General features: G+C 43.6%; 18 protein-coding genes, 1 tRNA gene and 1 pseudogene. 19 read left to right on the top strand and 1 reads right to left on the bottom strand.

All coding sequences use genetic code 11. The features are described from left to right. Positions 1–79 precede the first annotated feature (79 nt). The 5 genes and pseudogenes from feoB (at position 80) to GMA13_RS05335 (ending at position 5,893) form a co-directional block, all read left to right on the top strand. A complete protein-coding gene (feoB, locus tag GMA13_RS05355) occupies positions 80–2,575 on the top strand; it encodes a ferrous iron transport protein B (protein WP_255883135.1) in 2,496 nt (831 codons plus the stop codon). Positions 2,576–2,603: 28 nt separating this feature from the next. After that, positions 2,604–2,777: a FeoB-associated Cys-rich membrane protein gene (locus GMA13_RS05350; protein ID WP_255883134.1), complete on the top strand. Its 174-nt coding sequence runs from the start codon at positions 2,604–2,606 to the stop codon at positions 2,775–2,777. A 69-nt stretch (positions 2,778–2,846) separates the two neighbouring features. Next, positions 2,847–3,083: pseudogene (locus GMA13_RS05345) on the top strand (Fic family protein); the annotation flags it as partial. Positions 3,084–3,479: 396 nt separating this feature from the next. Beyond that, on the top strand, positions 3,480–4,022 hold the full coding sequence (locus GMA13_RS05340) for a stage V sporulation T C-terminal domain-containing protein (protein ID WP_255883133.1): 543 nt from the start codon (positions 3,480–3,482) through the stop codon (positions 4,020–4,022). A gap of 107 nt (positions 4,023–4,129) precedes the next feature. Continuing rightward, a complete protein-coding gene (locus tag GMA13_RS05335) occupies positions 4,130–5,893 on the top strand; it encodes a PASTA domain-containing protein (RefSeq protein ID WP_255883132.1) in 1,764 nt (587 codons plus the stop codon). 101 nt (positions 5,894–5,994) lie between these two features. Here GMA13_RS05335 and GMA13_RS05330 read toward each other — a convergent pair whose 3' ends face one another. Then, entirely contained in the window at positions 5,995–6,690 is a 696-nt protein-coding gene (locus tag GMA13_RS05330; RefSeq protein WP_255883131.1) for a helix-turn-helix domain-containing protein, read from the bottom strand. 164 nt (positions 6,691–6,854) lie between these two features. Here GMA13_RS05330 and GMA13_RS05325 point away from each other — a divergent pair, with 164 nt between their 5' ends. The 14 genes from GMA13_RS05325 to GMA13_RS05260 all read left to right on the top strand — a co-directional run bounded on the left by GMA13_RS05325 (position 6,855) and on the right by GMA13_RS05260 (position 17,639). Beyond that, on the top strand, positions 6,855–7,484 hold the full coding sequence (locus tag GMA13_RS05325; protein ID WP_255883130.1) for a histidine phosphatase family protein: 630 nt from the start codon (positions 6,855–6,857) through the stop codon (positions 7,482–7,484). Positions 7,485–7,569: 85 nt separating this feature from the next. Next, a complete protein-coding gene (gene leuB / locus GMA13_RS05320; RefSeq protein ID WP_255883129.1) occupies positions 7,570–8,640 on the top strand; it encodes a 3-isopropylmalate dehydrogenase in 1,071 nt (356 codons plus the stop codon). A gap of 166 nt (positions 8,641–8,806) precedes the next feature. Then, complete coding sequence (locus GMA13_RS05315; protein ID WP_255883128.1) at positions 8,807–10,474, top strand: formate--tetrahydrofolate ligase; 1,668 nt, start codon at positions 8,807–8,809, stop codon at positions 10,472–10,474. Positions 10,475–10,492: 18 nt separating this feature from the next. Next, positions 10,493–10,915 (top strand): tRNA (adenosine(37)-N6)-threonylcarbamoyltransferase complex ATPase subunit type 1 TsaE, encoded by a 423-nt coding sequence (gene tsaE / locus GMA13_RS05310; RefSeq protein WP_255883127.1) that lies wholly within the window; start codon positions 10,493–10,495, stop codon positions 10,913–10,915. A gap of 188 nt (positions 10,916–11,103) precedes the next feature. Then, entirely contained in the window at positions 11,104–11,817 is a 714-nt protein-coding gene (tsaB, locus tag GMA13_RS05305) for a tRNA (adenosine(37)-N6)-threonylcarbamoyltransferase complex dimerization subunit type 1 TsaB (protein ID WP_255883126.1), read from the top strand. After that, a complete protein-coding gene (rpiB, locus tag GMA13_RS05300; protein ID WP_255883125.1) occupies positions 11,814–12,254 on the top strand; it encodes a ribose 5-phosphate isomerase B in 441 nt (146 codons plus the stop codon). The genes tsaB and rpiB overlap by 4 nt, the downstream gene beginning before the upstream one ends. Positions 12,255–12,479: 225 nt before the next feature. Beyond that, the gene (locus tag GMA13_RS05295; RefSeq protein WP_255883124.1) at positions 12,480–12,860 is read left to right on the top strand and encodes a four helix bundle protein; all 381 of its coding nucleotides are present in this window, start codon (positions 12,480–12,482) and stop codon (positions 12,858–12,860) included. Positions 12,861–12,901: 41 nt separating this feature from the next. Beyond that, positions 12,902–12,985: transfer RNA gene (locus GMA13_RS05290), tRNA-Leu, on the top strand. Positions 12,986–13,216: 231 nt separating this feature from the next. Beyond that, entirely contained in the window at positions 13,217–13,873 is a 657-nt protein-coding gene (locus GMA13_RS05285) for a hypothetical protein (RefSeq protein WP_255883123.1), read from the top strand. 85 nt (positions 13,874–13,958) lie between these two features. Beyond that, on the top strand, positions 13,959–14,561 hold the full coding sequence (locus tag GMA13_RS05280; RefSeq protein ID WP_255883122.1) for a hypothetical protein: 603 nt from the start codon (positions 13,959–13,961) through the stop codon (positions 14,559–14,561). Next, positions 14,552–15,412: a hypothetical protein gene (locus GMA13_RS05275; RefSeq protein WP_255883121.1), complete on the top strand. Its 861-nt coding sequence runs from the start codon at positions 14,552–14,554 to the stop codon at positions 15,410–15,412. The genes GMA13_RS05280 and GMA13_RS05275 overlap by 10 nt, the downstream gene beginning before the upstream one ends. A gap of 59 nt (positions 15,413–15,471) precedes the next feature. Further along, positions 15,472–15,768, top strand: coding sequence for a DUF4314 domain-containing protein (locus GMA13_RS05270; protein WP_255883120.1), 297 nt, complete (start codon positions 15,472–15,474; stop codon positions 15,766–15,768). A 42-nt stretch (positions 15,769–15,810) separates the two neighbouring features. Further along, positions 15,811–16,923 carry a DNA (cytosine-5-)-methyltransferase gene (gene dcm / locus GMA13_RS05265; protein ID WP_255883118.1) on the top strand — a complete coding sequence of 371 codons (1,113 nt, stop codon included), beginning with the start codon at positions 15,811–15,813 and terminating at the stop codon, positions 16,921–16,923. Between the two features lie 5 nt (positions 16,924–16,928). Further along, on the top strand, positions 16,929–17,639 hold the full coding sequence (locus tag GMA13_RS05260) for an immunity 51 family protein (RefSeq protein WP_255883117.1): 711 nt from the start codon (positions 16,929–16,931) through the stop codon (positions 17,637–17,639). Positions 17,640–17,646: the final 7 nt, after the last annotated feature.

The raw sequence follows: 17,646 nt of genomic DNA, 5'->3' as shown, positions 1-17,646 counted from the left end.
TTGTTATTTATGGGGTTAAATCCCCATTAAATTATGAATTAAAGTTAGCAAAAACTAACTTGAAAGTGAGGAAATGCATATGGATTTGAGAATTGCCCTTGCAGGTAACCCAAACTGCGGTAAAACAACTCTTTTTAACGCTCTGACAGGTTCAAATCAGTTTGTCGGAAACTGGCCGGGTGTTACTGTGGAGAAAAAGGAAGGCAAGCTGAAAAAGCACAACGGTGTAGTTATTACTGATCTGCCCGGAATTTATTCTCTTTCACCCTACACTCTTGAGGAGGTTGTGGCACGAAATTACCTTATAGGAGAACGTCCGGACGCTATACTCAACATAGTTGACGGAACAAACCTTGAAAGAAACTTGTACCTGACAACACAGCTTACTGAGCTTGGTATTCCTGTGGTTGTTGCTATCAATATGATGGATATTGTCAGAAAAAACGGCGACAAAATTAACATTGCTGAGCTTTCACGTGAACTGGGCTGTAGAATTGTAGAGATTTCAGCCCTGAAAGGTAACGGCGTTATGGAAGCGGCCAATGCGGCAATTGATGCGGCGAAAAATTCAAAGACGGTTCCTATGCACACATTTTCAGGACCTGTTGAGCATGCGATTGCTCATATTGAAGAGGCGGCTGTTCACGATATGCCTTCTGAGCAGCAGCGTTGGTACGCAATCAAAATTTTTGAACGTGACGACAAAATTCTTGAACAACTCAAGCTTCCCGATACAACCCTAAGTCATATTGAGGACGATATCAAGGCAGCCGAAGAAGAACTTGACGATGATGCAGAAAGTATCATAACCAATGAACGTTACATATATATTGCACAGCTTATGAAAGGCTGTTACAAAAAGAAGAGCGCAGGTAAGCTTTCCACTTCAGATAAAATTGATAAGGTTGTCACTAACCGCTTTGCGGCACTTCCTATATTTGCAGTTATTATGTTTATTGTTTACTTTATATCGGTAACCACCGTCGGAACATTGGCAACAGACTGGGCAAATGACGGAGTATTTGGCGACGGATGGCATCTGCTTGGAATAGGCTCGTCAGCTTGTGAAGAGGCAGCAGAAGAGTTTGGTGATGCTTCAAACGTAGTTAACGCATTTATAGATTTGGACAAAGAGGGAAGCGAAGAGCTTTCAGAAGCTTTGAATACAGAGTCTGAAACCTTTGACTCATCAGTTGCTTTATCATCTTTAAAATCGTATTCCTCGCAGTTCTTACCGAACGACACAGCTGAATATACCATTGAAGATGAAGAAACCCTGGCAACTGAAGATGTGACGTTCACAGGCGTAGAGCTTACAGACGCTATTGAGGTTTATGAAAAATACGAGTGTGAAGAGCCTGACCCTGCAAATTACGGCGTGTGGGTTCCCGGTATTCCCGTATTGATTGAAAACGGACTTAACTCAGTAAATTGTGCAGACTGGCTGCAAGGTTTAATCCTTGATGGTATTGTCGCAGGTCTTGGTGCAGTACTCGGATTTGTACCACAGATGCTTGTGCTGTTTATCTTCCTTGCATTTCTTGAGGCTTGCGGTTATATGTCAAGAATTGCTTTTGTACTTGACCGTATCTTCCGTAAATTTGGTCTTTCCGGCAAATCCTTTATTCCTGTTCTTATCGGCACAGGATGCGGCGTTCCGGGAATAATGGCTTCAAGAACAATTGAAAATGAACGTGACCGCAGAATGACCATTATGACAACTACGTTTATCCCTTGTGGTGCAAAGCTGCCGTTCATTGCAATGATTGCAGGCGCAATCTTTGGCGGAGCTTGGTGGGTAGCTCCCTGTGCATACTTTATGGGTATGGCGGCTATCATCATATCCGGAATTATGCTTAAAAAGACAAAACCATTCTCAGGTGAGCCTGCTCCGTTTGTAATGGAATTACCTGCTTATCATATGCCGACTGTTGGGAATGTTCTTCGTTCAATGTGGGAACGTGGCTGGTCGTTTATCAAAAAAGCCGGTACAATTATCTTGATTTCAACAATACTTGTTTGGTTTACAACGTACTTTGGCTTTGTTGACGGTTCATTCCAAATGCTTACGGAAGAACAAATTGATTGTAGTATTCTTGCCGCAATAGGAAACGCAATTGCGTGGATATTCAATCCTATCGGTTGGGGCAACTGGCAGGCAGCTGTTGCGTCAATTACAGGTCTTGTTGCAAAAGAAAATATAGTCGGAACTCTGGGTATTCTCTACGGTGGCGGTGACGGAACTGTTTACCAGAATATCGCCGGTGCGTTTACTGCTGTCAGCGGTTTCTCGTTCCTCACGTTTAACCTGCTTTGCGCACCTTGCTTTGCTGCAATCGGAGCAATCAAGCGTGAAATGAACTCGGCAAAATGGACTGCTTTTGCAATACTTTATCAGTGTGGTTTTGCTTATGTAATATCGCTTATGATTTATCAGATTGGTTCTGTGTTTACAGGCAATCTCAATGTGATAGGTCTTATCGTTGCAGTTTTATTGCTTATCTGTATGCTATATATGTTGTTCAAACCCTACAAAGAATCTGCAAAACTCAATAAAAGGGTAAAGACGATATAGTAGAAAGTATAGAACAGGAGGTTTTAAGGTGCTTGCATGGATTTATCAAAACTTGGCGACTATTATTATTACCTTTATCATACTTGCAATAGTTGCGGCAATTATAGTTGCAATGGTGCGAAATAAAAAAAAGGGGAAATCCTCTTGCGGCTGTGGGTGTTCAAACTGCCCGATGAGTGGTTCCTGTCATTCTAAAGACTAATTTTCAGGGGAAGCAGAGTGTTCTTGCTTCCCCTGAATTTTGTACGGAGATTAGTCTGCATGGACTCATGCCGAGTTTGTTAAAATTCATCCGTTTGTTGATGGCAACGGGAGAACTTCACGGCTGATTATGAACTATCAGCTTATGAAAAACGGATTCCTGCCTGTTTCCGTTAATACGGAAGATAGATTTGAATATTTCAATCTACTTGAAGAGTATGCCGTTAATGGTAATATGGCATTGTTTGCTGATTATATTGCTGAACTTGAAGAACAGCAACTGGACGAATATTTGTCTGTATTTTGAGAACGCTGTGTCGTTAAGCAGAAATCGGATAAGCAAACGGAAACGTAAGCTCGGTTCAATACAACAATGCAATGTATCGCTATGTTAAGAAATTGCAGGGCGATATAACAGGAATAGTTGATGAGAACGGAAATATAGTAGCAATCTATTCTTATTACCGTCAGAGCAAACCCACGACTATGAGAAAGCATTTAGTTGTTGAATACTTAACCACACCATAACAAACGAAGAATTTGCAACTTCGGGTATGAGAGCATACCCGATGTTTGTTCTCGTACTCAATTTTAAAGAATTTATTGACTTTTTTGTATAAAAAAATCTTCTAATCAAACAATATTATTGCAAAAATCGTGATGGTTTTGCCAATAGAGAATGAGGATAAGGAGATTAATATATATGAAAGCAACAGGAATAGTCAGACGAATCGACGACCTCGGCAGAGTTGTCATACCAAAGGAAATACGCCGTACACTCAGAATAAAGGAAGGCGCACCGCTTGAAATATACACAGACGGCAACGGAGAGGTTATATTTAAAAAATATCTTCCCATGGGAGAGCTTGTAAATCTTGCTGTTTTATACACAGAGGTATTATACAAGGTTTCGGGAATGCCTATTATTATAAGTGACAGTGAGCATATAGTTGCGGTTTCAGGCGTGCCAAAGCGTGATTATCTTGAACGTCGGTTGTCACCTGTAATAGACGAATTTATGGAAACACGCCGAAGTTTTGTGGCTCGTGACGGTCAGCTCGGAGAAATTCACCCTGTTGAGGGCTTGGACGGAACAGCGGCTGTTATGTATCCTATAATATCCTCCGGTGACGTTATGGGAAGCGTTATAATGCTTTTCGGAGAAAATAAATCAATGCCGACAGAAACAGAAATAAAGCTCGTGCAGTCAGCCGCTGTATTCCTCGGTAAGCAGATGGAGGAATAATTCTTTTATAATTTACAAAAATGTTATAACTAAGATTGCTGTAAAACTTGAATTTACAGCAGTCTTTATGTTATAATATGTTCGATAATGTGAAAGAAGGTGTTAGAATGCCTGAATTATGCTACGGTTGTATGAAAGAAAGCTGCGGCAAAAAAATTTGTCCGAATTGCGGCTTTGATAAAAATACACAGCAGAAAGCTCCTTTTTTGCCCCTTGGCAAAAGGCTTCAGGATAGGTATACAGTCGGAAAAATCCTTGTGAACAGCACAGACAGCGCTACATATATTGGGTACGATGAAAAAGAGAATACGGTTGTTAACATCAGGGAGTTTCTTCCGGCAGGGCTTTGCACAAGAGATTCAGGTGATGATTCACTTACCCCAAATAATGGCAGCGAATCTGTTTATTCAAAATATCTTGAGGAGTTCAAAACAATTTACACTAAGGTTAAGAAATTCAGCGAGCTTAGTGCGGTTACAAATATCCTTGAGGTTTTTGAGGAGAACAATACTGTTTATGCCGTTGAAGAGGTAGATGATGTTATTCCGTTTGAGGAGTATATTGAGCGCAGCGGAGATAATATGGATTGGGACAATGCAAGACCGCTGTTTATGCCGCTGTTGTCTGCTCTTTCGCAGATGAACAGTGACGGTGTTTATCACCTCGGCGTTTCACCGGACAACCTTGTTGTTACATCAGCCGGCAAGATAAGGCTTATTAATTTTGCAATAAATGAGGTACGTCAAAAAGGGAATAAGGTTGCAGATGTTCTTTATTCCGGATGCAGTGCTCCTGAGCAGTATGAGGAGGACGGCGTTATTGACGAGCAGACCGAAATCTACGGTTTTACAGCAACCCTTTTCTATGCGCTTGCAGGAAAGCTTCCTGCTGACGCAGTAAAAAGAAAGGAAGACGGCAGACTTCTTATCAGCACAAATGTTGTTAAAAAGCTTCCGCCTCATGTTGTTTCTGCACTTGCAAACGGCTTGCAGGTTGACAAAGAGCAAAGAATAACAGATTTTGAATCAATGCGTGCACAATTAAGTGCAGCGCCGACGGTTAAGGCGATACAGGAAGAAATTGCAAGACCTGCTGTTGTTCCAATGGTTGAAGAGGATGTCGAAGAGAAGAAGGGCATTTCAAACTTTGCATGGGGTCTTATTGCTGCAATAATTGCGCTTATAATATTCTCAGCTCTTGGTTTCTGGTGGATTTCAACTAACCCGTTTGAGGGTATGTTCCAGACCGCTGAATCTCCCACAGATCCAACAGCAAGCACTGCTGTAACAGAACCGCAGGGTGAGGACTTCACATATCCGAAAGATAGTGAGTTTTTCCGTGTTCCGAGCTTTATCGGCTTAAAGCTTGAGGATGCTCAGAAAAAGGCGGAAGAGAGCGACGGAGAATATATTGTAATCAGAACAATTGATGATGCATTCAGTGATACTGTTGCCGAGGGCTTTATATGCGAGCAGTCGCCTGAGGGAAGAACAACCATTAACAGAGGTAAAGACGGTGTTACAATCGCAGTTACAATAAGTAAGGGTTCAAAGACAAGAACTCTTCCTGATATTGAAAAGCTTTCATATGAGCAGGCTCTTAAGGCTCTGACAAATGAGCATCTTCTTACAGATGTTGTTTTGGAGTTCAGCGATGATGTTCCGGAGAACGCTGTAATCTCCTATAAGGACAATAAGAAAGGCGATAAGGTTGAATACGGTTCTGCTGTAACAATCGTAGTCAGCTTAGGACCTGAGCCAACCTCAACAAGCTCATCTGATACAACAAGCACGTCAAGTGAATTTACGCACAGCGATGCAATTTCATTTGAGAGTGCAAGCAGTTCTTCAAGCAGCTCAAGCGCTCAGTAATTAAATTAATATATTAAAGAGACGGAGCTTTTCCGTCTCTTTATGTTTAGTAATAAAAAACAAAAAACGGCACATAGCTGTGCCGTTTCAGTTCTCAATTTTTATTTCTTATTAACCTTGTCCTCGCAAAGCTTGATTAAATTGAATAACGAGGAGAAATAAAGCGGATATTTCTTTGCTATTATTTCGGGCGACAGATTAGGTACCCTGTTAAGTGATACGCCGTCAAAGCCGTCGCAGCTGTTGCCTGACGCCAAAGAGCCGGAATAAGCCTCGGCAAGGCTTTGTAACGCTGTAAAAACGCCGCCGGCAATACTTTCATCAACAGAGAACACGCCCTTTGGGTTTTTGCCGCCGCAGCTATAAACTGTTCTGAACATTTTGTAAACAGAAATCATTAGATAATTTGAAGCCTCGGTTGTCAGACCCTTGCTGCCTATTTCCTCAAGAAGGTCAAAAATCAATTCAATTGAGTTGACAATTAGCCTTTTATTCAGAACAGATAATATATTGCTCTTTGCGCTGCTTGTTTTGCTTTCGGAAGCAGTAATTTCCGGCAAATCATTTATTGCGATTTTTGCACCGTTTCGCTGCACCGTTCTGCCGAGCAGATAGTCAGTTGAAACATCGTAATATCCGGCAACCTTGATTACAAAATCAAGTCCGCATTCCCTTATTCCTTTTTCATAGTGAGATAAAAGAGCCTGTGAAACGCCAAGGTCAGCCGCAACCTGCTTTTGGCTCAAGCCCTTTTCCTTGCGCAGCAAGGTTATTATTCTTGAAAAGTCCTTGTTCATACCTACACCTTCAAACGAAAATTAAAAAGATGTTAAATAGATTAAAAAAATACAACAAAAGAATTACAACATCGTAATTAGTATACGAATAGTATATAATAAAATCAACAATTTGTAAAGTGGGCGTTCTTCGTCATTATTACAGTATTTTAAAGGAGCTATTTATGAAAACTTACCAAATTCACCTTATTCGTCATGGTTTGACCGATGAAAACGAAAAAGGAAAGTACATAGGCTCAACTGATGTTCCGTTGTCAAAAAAGGGCGTTGACCTTCTGAAAAAATACAATGAGGAGTATGATTATCCTGGGACTCCAATTGTCTATTCAAGTCCTCTGCAGCGCTGTGTGCAAACGGCAGGCATACTATATCCTGCTATAACACCGAAGATTATTGGCGGCCTTTCTGAATGTAATTTCGGTGATTGGGAAGGCAAAACTGTTGCCGATTTAGCAAAGGAAGACAGCTTTGCTAAGTGGCTTGGAAATTCAGCCAATCAATTTACGCCGCCAAACGGCGAAAGCGGAGAAGCTTTTTTGCGCAGGATTTGCCGTGCGTTTGAAAGAATAGTGGGTGATCTTGTAGCTTCGGGTGAAACAAGCGCTGTTGTTATTACTCACGGCGGCGTTATAATGAATTTACTTTCTGTATACGGTCTGCCGCACGCACAGCCTTACGATTGGCGAATGGACAACGGCTTTGGCTATTCGCTGAGAATTAACACATTATTATGGCAGCGTGATAAGGTTTGTGAGGTTTATGCCTTGGCGCCGTATGAAAAAGCTGACGAATAATCGGCAGATTGTAGCATAGTTTACATTCTATTTTTTGTCACTGTGGCATACTTTAAATATCAAATTCAAATAGGAGATAATCACAATGAAAAATTATAAGCTTGTATTACTCAAGGGTGACGGTATAGGCCCTGAAATCGTTAATGAGGCAGTAAAGGTTCTTGATAAGACAGCAGAAAAATTCAACTTCACAGTTGAATATGAAGAGGCTCTTCTCGGCGGCTGTGCAATAGACGCAACGGGAGTTCCGCTTCCGGATGAAACAGTTGCAAAGTGTAAGGCTGCTGATTCTGTTATTCTGGGCGCAGTTGGCGGCCCTAAGTGGGATACACTTCCGGGTAACCTTCGCCCTGAGGCAGGACTTCTCGGCATCAGAGGGGCACTCGGACTTTTCGCAAATCTTCGTCCTGCAGTTATTTTTGAACCGCTTAAGAATGCTTCTCCGCTTAAAGATGAAATCATCGGCAAGGCTCTTGACGTTATGGTTGTAAGAGAGCTTACAGGCGGTATCTACTTCGGTGAAAGAGGCAGAAAGGAAGTTGACGGCAAAGATGCTGCATATGATACAGAGATGTACACCGTTCCTGAAATAGAAAGAATCGCAAGAGTAGCATTTGATATGGCTATGAACAGAAACAAGAAGCTCACAAGCGTTGACAAGGCAAATGTTCTTGAGTCTTCAAGACTTTGGAGAGAAACAATTATCAGAGTATCAAAGGATTATCCTGAGGTTGAGCTTAACCACCTTTATGTTGACAACTGTGCTATGCAGCTTGTACGCAATCCGGGTCAGTTCGATGTTATCGTTACATCAAATATATTTGGTGATATTCTCTCTGACGAGGCTTCAATGATAAGCGGCTCAATCGGTATGCTCGCATCTGCAAGCCTTAATGAGAAAAAAGCAGGACTTTATGAGCCTATTCACGGTTCAGCACCTGATATTGCAGGCCTTGGCATTGCAAACCCGTTGGCAACAATCCTTTCTGTTGCAATGATGCTCAAGCATTCTCTCGACCAGCCGCAGGCTGCCGACGCAATAGAAAATGCAGTTGCAAAGGCACTTGAAACATACAGAACACCTGATATCTACACAGAGGGTACAAAGAAAGTCAGCTGCAAGGAAATGGGCGACATTGTTTGCTCGCTCCTTTAATCAGCAAATTTAATTTCTAATTCAATACAGCACCGAATTGAAAAAGCAGAAATTCGGCGCTGTATTTTGTTTTGTATAATCTTATTTAGCTCTTGTTAAAGGCATAGCTTTATGATATAATTTTTTAAGATTAATCCCATATAAATTTCATATAGGAGGAATAAAAATGCTCACAGATATCGAAATAGCCCAGCAGACAAAGCTCAGACCAATTAAGGAGATTGCAGACTCAATAGGGATTAGAGAAGAGGAGCTTGAGCCATATGGAAGATATAAGGCAAAGCTTAACGAGAGCCTTTTTGAACGCGTGAAGGACAATAAGGACGGCAAGCTGATTCTTGTAACGGCTATCAACCCAACTCCGGCAGGCGAGGGTAAAACAACAACCTCAGCAGGACTCGGACAGGCTATGGCTAAGATTGGCAAAAACGCTATAATAGCTCTGCGTGAGCCGTCGCTCGGTCCGGTTTTCGGTATCAAGGGCGGTGCAGCAGGCGGGGGATATGCACAGGTTTTGCCGATGGAGGACATTAACCTTCATTTCACCGGCGATATGCACGCAATTACCTCTGCAAACAATTTGCTTTGTGCTATGCTTGACAATCACCTCCAGCAGGGCAATTCACTTAAAATTGACCAGCGCAGAATTTTAATTAAAAGATGCCTTGATATGAATGACCGTGCGCTTCGTAATATTGTAATAGGTCTTGGCGGAAAGATAAACGGCGTACCGAGAGAGGACGGCTTTATCATAACCGTTGCAAGTGAGGTTATGGCTATTCTCTGCCTTGCAAGCAATATTAAGGATTTAAAGGACAGGCTCGGAAGAATTCTTATAGCCTATAATCTTGACGGTGAGCCGGTTTTTGCTAAAGATTTAAATGCACAAGGCTCAATGGCGGCGCTTCTTAAGGACGCAATAATGCCAAACCTTGTTCAAACTATTGAGGGCACTCCCGCAATTATGCACGGCGGTCCGTTTGCAAATATCGCACACGGCTGTAATTCAGTAAGAGCTACTAAGCTTGCATTAAAGCTTGCTGACTACTGTATTACAGAGGCAGGCTTCGGCTCTGACCTTGGCGCAGAAAAATTCCTCGATATCAAGTGCCGCTATGCAGGACTTACCCCAAGCGCTATTGTAGTTGTTGCAACCTGCCGTGCGCTCAAATATAACGGTGGAGTGCCAAAGGCTAATGTTGGCGAAGAAAACTTAGAAGCGCTTAAAGCAGGTATCTGCAACTTAGGCGTTCACATTGAGAATATGAAGAGCTACGGTGTGCCGGTTGTTGTGGCAATCAATAAGTTCCCAACCGATACGAACGCTGAGCTTGAATATATTGAAAAGTACTGCCACGAAAACGGCGCTGACTTTGCACTGTCAGACGTCTTCTCAAATGGCGGAGAAGGCGGAAAGGAGCTTGCACAAAAGGTTGTTGAAGCCTGTGAAAAGCCAAATGACTTCCATTTCTGTTATGATAACAGCCTAACAATAAAAGAAAAGCTTAATGAAATTGCAACAAAAATTTATCACGCAGGCAACGTTACCTTTACTGCTCAGGCTGAAAAGGCTCTTAAGGAGATTGAAAAGCTTGGAGGCAACGCACTTCCGGTATGTGTAGCAAAAACTCAGTACAGCTTGTCAGATGACCCGACACTGCTCGGAGCGCCGAAAGACTTTACAATTACAGTCCGTGATTTAACCCTTTCAAACGGCGCAGGCTTTGTTGTAGCCTTAACAGGCAGCATAATGACAATGCCCGGACTTCCAAAGGTTCCTGCCGCTGAGAGAATTGACGTTGATGACAGCGGAGTAATTTCAGGATTATTCTAAGACAGAGATGATTGTTTAATGATAGAATTTTATTCTGATTCACCTGAAACAACTGAAAAAATCGGACAAAAAATAGCGAAAGCTTTGAAAGGCAATGAAGTAATTGCTATGTACGGTGGGCTTGGTATGGGCAAAACAGCACTCACCAGAGGCATTGCCGCAGGGCTTGGAACAGAGGACTGTGTTTCAAGTCCAACCTTTGCGCTTGTTAACGAGTACGAGGGCAGATGCAAGATATATCACTTCGATATGTACCGCATAAACGGCATTGACGATTTGTATGCGATAGGCTTTTTCGATTATCTTGATACAGGCGTGTTGATAATTGAATGGAGCGAAAATATCGCTGATGCTTTGCCTGATGACTGCATAACAATAAAGCTTCGAGCCGGCAATGACGAAAACAGCCGAGTTATCAATGTAGAGGGTGTTGACGTTTAAGCTTAAGATAAAGTGAATTTTTTAATATAGGTGTTGCGAAATGCACCCATAACTTACGCAAAGGGAAAATTTCTTATTTGCACTGCAAATATTTCGCCTGCCGTAAGGCAGATTACACTATGCACAGGCAAAATTTCACTGCAATGACGTTAACCTAATGACATTGCAAAGTAGGGGGGAGAGCTTAGATGAAAATTTTAGCCTTTGATTCCTCAGCAGTTTCAGCGTCAGTTGCATTAGTTGATGACGGCAAGCTGCTTGGGGAAACATACCTCAATGTTGGACTTACTCACAGCGCAACCTTAATGCCAATGGTTGAACAGCTATTGAAAGCGTCCGGTTATACACTTGATGAGATTGACGCTCTTGCGGTGTCAGCAGGTCCCGGTTCTTTTACCGGATTGAGGATTGCCGTTAGCTGTGTTAAGGGTATGGCAGCGGCGCTTGGTAAAAGGTGTGTTTCCGTTTCAACTCTTGAGGCTATGGCGTACAATCTGCCGCCGATTGGCGAATATACAATATGCGCCGTTATGGATGCACGCTGCAAGCAGTTTTACAATGCGCTTTTTAAGGTTGAAAACGGTGAAATAACAAGACTTTGTGATGATAGGGCGATTATGGCTGATAAGCTGGGCGATGAGCTTAAGGACATAAGCGGTGACATTGTGCTTGTAGGTGACGGTTCTGCTCTTGCATACAGCCTTATTGGTGAAGAAAACAACAATGTTAAATTACCGCCGCAGAACCTGCGCTTTCAAAAAGCGTCCTCGGTTGCAGCTGTGGCAATAAAGAAATATAGTAACGATGAAACAATCAGCGCAGCGGCATTAATGCCGTCATACTTGCGACTGTCACAGGCAGAGCGAGAGCTGATTGCAAAGAACAAGGGGGAGAAGAAATGATAGCAATTGGATGCGATCACGGCGGATTTGCCATTAAAGAGGCAATAAAAAAATATCTTGAGGAAAGCGAAATAGCATACAATGATTTTGGTTGTTACAGCGAAGAGTCTGTTGACTATCCTGTTTATGCAAAAAAGGTAGCTGATGCGGTTGCAAGCGGTGAATGTGAAAAGGGCATTTTGTGCTGCGGTACAGGTATTGGAATTTCCATAGCCGCAAACAAGGTAAAGGGTATAAGAGCTGCTGTTGTAACAAACGAGTTTTGCGCCGAGATGACACGCCGTCATAACGATGCAAATATTATTGCAATGGGAGGCAGAGTTATTACCGAGGAGCAGGCCGTAAAGTTTTCAAAAATTTTTCTTGAAACTCCTTTTGACGGTGACCGCCATGTTAGAAGAGTTCAGATGATTACAGACATAGAAAACGAAAATTAATTATTGCAAAATAAAGATATCGGTTTGAATATGAAGTGAACCGGTATCTTTTTGTTATATTATGATATTAATTTCTTTTCTTTATTAAAAACTTGCTTTTTCAATTAAATTGTTGTATAATAACATTCGTTATGAAAAACATCAATAATTATGCGGGTGTGGCGGAATTGGCAGACGCGCTAGATTTAGGTCACGCTACCTTGGTGTAGAAATTCAGAATTCAAAATGCAAAATGCAGAATTAATAGATTATATGAATGATAATATTATAGAAAATAAAAGCTTTGATTTTGCTGTGCGTATTGTAAATTTATATAAACATCTAACAACACAATACAAAGAGTATGTACTTTCAAAACAGCTTTTAAGATGTGGAACGAGCGTTGGCGCAAATGTTTCAGAAGCACAAAGAGCTCAAAGTAAACCGGATTTTATATCAAAAATGAGTATTGCTTTAAAAGAAGCAAATGAATCGTATTATTGGATTAAATTGCTTTATAAAACAAATTACATTGATAAAACGCAATTTGAAAGTTTACAATCGGATATAATTGAGATTATAAGTATTCTGATGAAAATTTGTAAAACCTCAAATTCAAATAAATAATTTTGCATTATGCACTTTGCATTTTGCATTTTTATAACTTCGCGGGTGTGGCGGAATTGGCAGACGCGCTAGATTTAGGTTCTAGTGGCAACACCGTGCAGGTTCAAGTCCTGTCACCCGCACCATCAAGAGGCTATAAAAAAGATATAGCCCAAGAAAACCCCGATTTTATCGGGGTTTTTCGCTGTCTATAGGGGCATTTTTCAAGATGCAGAATCATAGATGTAAAAAGGCGTTTTTCCCTTTGCGGAGAGTTTTGAACTCAAACCAAACTGAATATCTTCACTGCAGGCGCATGGAACAGAAAAAATCCATGCGTCTTTTTCTTTACCCAAAAATCGATCAGGAGGTACTCTATGACAATCTATCAACAGGAGCTTTTACGAAAACTTCCCCGGTTCGGATGTACCGGACAATACAGCGAAAGCGACGAATCGCTCGCCTTTTTCTATGACGGCTTCAAGATCGGATGGCAGGACAAAGCCGGATATATTTACGGAGCAATTGACAAAGAGCTGACCGATGAAATGCGCGACGCTTTTTACGCCGTACAGGATCAGGCAAAAGCGGTTCGTGAATATACCAATCTGTATGAGGCATCCCCGCGCATGGGCATTCGGGATATAGACGAATACCGCAGATTTGCCGAATACGGCGACACCGTCCTTGCCGGAATGTACAGCGAAAAGCATGGATTCATGTTCACTACATGGAAGCAAAGCGCAGACCGCAGAAGCGTTGCCCACGGGGATTATTCCCCCAATTTTGAATATGCGAAGGAGTCCTTTGCCACCCGTTCAGGGCTGATCGATGCACAGCGCCTCTTTACCGAGGATGAAGCCGCCAACCTTTATCGCTGCCTTGACTTTACCAAAGGCAACTGTGAAACGCTGACCTACAAACAGGAAAAACAGCTTGATGAACTCATGACCAAGCTGCGATACGGATATCCGCAGTTAGAAGATGCGCCGCCTTCCTTCGAGCAGGACGACGCCCCACAAATCAATATGTAAAAAGCCTTCCTCAAGCCCTCGATTTTTGGATTTCCTCTGAAAACAAAAATCGGGGGCTTTTTGTATTTCCAGAAAGGAAACTACCATGTACTTTATGCAAAACGACCGCCTGCGTGAGATGGAGAAGCTCATGCAGCGCGTCCCCAATTTCCGTCCGAGAGGATGCGGAGTGATCACCATAAGGATCACAGAAATCCCTCCGTCCACTTTTGCCGGGGTGATGATGAAAACGGCGTCCGCTATACGGTACCGCCCGTTCCGGCTTCGCCTCCAACAATATCTGAAAGAAAGCGAGAAAACACCTATGATCTACAAAAACGATAAGCACAGGGCGGCATTTGAAGCCGCCATCAAAAAAGAAAGCAAAAAGAATTATGCGCTGCTGTCTGCTCTCTACCTGCTTACGGCAGACGGCAGACTGTGGAGAGCCACAAAAAGATTTGTGGTTTCCGGCTGCATCTGCTTTGAGCAGGTACATTTGCCGAACTGCACAGAAACCGCATACGCGCTATTCTGCGCCGCAAAAGACCTCTATCTCGGCACAAAGCATCTGACTGTCAGTGATCTTGCCGATCATAGCCTTATACCGCCGAAGGTATTCGGACTGATCTGCAACGCAATGGCAATCCGCCGATTTGGACTCGGTGCAATCGCATCTATGAACCGAGGTGATGAAGCATGGCGATGATTAATGCAGTCATTACAAATAAGGAAAATACGCTTGTTACGGAGTTTCCGAAAAATTATCTCGACATTTATGAGGAACTCTGCTCCATAGGAATCCGCAAGGCACTCGAAAGGATTCCGTTAACCGATGACGAGGAAGATGATATCCGGGTTAAACTTTACGCCGACAGAGACATTGGAAACCATCTGCTCCGTTTATTTTTTGAACAGGACACCCTTGCGGATGTGAACACGGCCTGTTTTGTGATTAAAAAGGCAGATGAAGCGATCAAGGAAGAATTGGAGCAAAATCTGCTGAACGACCAATATACCGGCATTGCTGAGCTGTTCCGTGACATGAAGGATATGACTTATCAGGCCGGACGGGTGAATATGTCCTTCTTTTGTCCGCTGGATGGAAATATCGAGGATTCTGAGTACGGCGGCACAACGCCTGTCGGCAACCTCTATCTCAAAAGCTATGAATGGGCTATCCGTGAACTGCTGGAAATGGAGCAGTCATCGCCGGAAGACGAAATGGCGCAATTTTTTAATGATGACGATGGAATCAAGGAAAAGCTCGTCTCTGCCGTATGGACTGTGGACGAATACAAGGGCAGGCTGTACGGAAGAATTGATTGCCGATTCAAGGAAGAACTGACAGAGGATGAAACGGAAATTTTCAAAGGCTGGCTGGTTGGACAGTGTGCGGACGGCTTTGGAGAGCATGTAGAACAGCAGCCTATTGACACCGAGGACGGCGATCTGTTCGTCTCCTTTTGGCATCCCGGTGACAGTTATTTTCTCTGCACAGAAGATGAACTCGACAATTGCATTGAGGAATCGCATGGAATGCAGTTTGGAGGGATGTGAAACATGATTGTAACAGAATATTTTCAAGTTAAAATACAGCAGAAACGGAGGAAAAGAATATGAACCCTTTTGAAGCAGAACGGCGCTTTGCACAGCGTATGAAAGACAACTATCCGCCCGGCACACGAATCATGCTTTTGAGCATGGGAGACGATCCGCGCCCCGTCGAGGACAACACAAGAGGAACTGTCAGAGTCGTCGATGATATCGGAACTTTGCACTGTTCCTTTGATAACGGCAGATCGCTTGGAATTGTCCCCGGCGAGGACTCTTTCCGCAAGTTAACCGAAGAAGAACTTGCAGAGGAACAAGAAAACGATATAGATGTGAATAACTCTCCCATCATGGGAATGTGAGGTGAAACGGAAAAAGAATAACGAAAGACGGTCGGATTTGCTATGGCAATCCGATTTTTTGATATGTTCGCAGGCATCGGCGGGTTCCGGTCGGGACTGGAAGCGGTAGGCGGTTTTGAATGCATCGGTCACTGCGAAATCGATAAATATGTCAACAGAGCCTATAACGCACTCTATGAACCGAAAGGAGAAATCTACTATGAAGACGCAACCAAAATTGATCCAACCGGACTCCCCGACATCGACCTCATCTGTGCGGGCTTTCCTTGTCAGAGCTTCTCGGTTGCGGGAAAGCGGCTCGGATTTGCAGATACAAGAGGAACTCTCTTCTTTGAGGTTGCCCGAATTGCTCGTGAGAAACGGCCTGCATTTCTTTTACTGGAAAATGTGCCGGGGCTGCTATCGCATGACGACGGCCGGACATTTGAAGCCATCCTCTCCACGCTTGTTGAAATGGGGTATCATCCTGAATGGTGTGTGCTTAACAGCAAATATTTCGGAGTCCCCCAGCAGCGAAGGCGCCTGTACATTGTCGGACATCGTGATGAGCGAGGCGCCGGAGAAGTATTTCCTCTCACCGGCGGCCATGCGGAAGATCTTAAACAGCTTATCCCCGGACCGCAGGGAGCGAGAGTCTACAGCACCGATGGCGTAGCCTGTACGCAGTGTGCGGGATCTGGCGGCTGGGGCGGCAAAACAGGGCTGTATTTCATTGATCTGAATCCTGAACCTGCCATTACCGAAGAAGCAAGATGCCTGATTGCCCGGTACGATTCCGGAGTTGGAAATCACAAAGGAAGAAATTCCGGCGTACTCGTAGAGGATGCGCCGAGAGCCATCCTGACGCCTGACCGTGAAACTGTCCGTCAGAACGGAAGAAGGTTGAAAGAGCCGGACGAGCCGATGTTCACCATCACCGCACAGGACAGGCATGGTATTGTGCATCACGGCAGAATTCGAAAGCTGATGCCCATTGAGTGCTGGCGGCTGCAGGGCTTTACCGACGAGCAGTTCTATAAGGCGCAGGCCACCGGGCTTTCAGACGGGCATCTGTACAAGATGGCGGGAAACGCAGTCAGCGTTCCCGTCATTTCTGCTATTGGCAGAAAAATCAGAGAAATCAATGAGAAATATCACATTACAGAAAGGTTGTGAAAGCAGTGAATATCAGGCAAAGAATTGATAAATTCAATCAGGAGAGCCCTCCCTTCTATATCGTTGATCATGAAGACGGCAGCTACAGCTTGTGCTTGCCTTTGGATATGCTCGGTGATGAATACTACCCATACTGTCAGGACGCATTCGACGCTTATGCGGCGGAGATCGGTGAACCTGCATACAGCAAAAACGGACTGAAAACCCACGGCAGCGGCTACGAGTGGGAGGCGGCGTTCCGTGAAGCATTCAAAGACGATCCCAATATCTCCAAAATACTCTTTGATTGTGAAATGGGCGGCTTCTTCTGCTATGCAAATGACTTGACGCTGCTCGAAGACTTTGGCAGCAGGTTTAAGGATATCTGCGAGGATACGGAGGGCTTTATTCCGATTGTTTCGGCAGGCATCAAAAATGCGGAAGCATGGGAAGCGGAACAGGAAGCGCTGATGCGGACAGTAAAAGGACAACTAATGCAGAAGCCTTCGGCAATCTTTGATATTATGACGCCGGACGGCAATGTCCGCCTCACGCCGGAGGACAGCAAAGAATTGCTTGACGGCAGCAGGCAGTTCATAACCATTAACGGCGTTATACATGCCTCTTATGAACTGCTCAATCAGGAGATCACGGATATGCAGACGGATCTGTTTGACCAAAATCTCGTCCGGCTGAAAACGGAAGAACCCGAAGAAACCATGACCATGTCCATGTAGGAGGATC

It is taken from the genome of Ruminococcus sp. zg-924, from assembly GCF_024433635.1.
Lineage (GTDB): Bacteria > Bacillota > Clostridia > Oscillospirales > Acutalibacteraceae > UBA7067.
The sequence above is the reverse complement of the archived record's forward strand: the minus strand, read 5'-3'. Positions and strand labels throughout refer to the sequence as shown.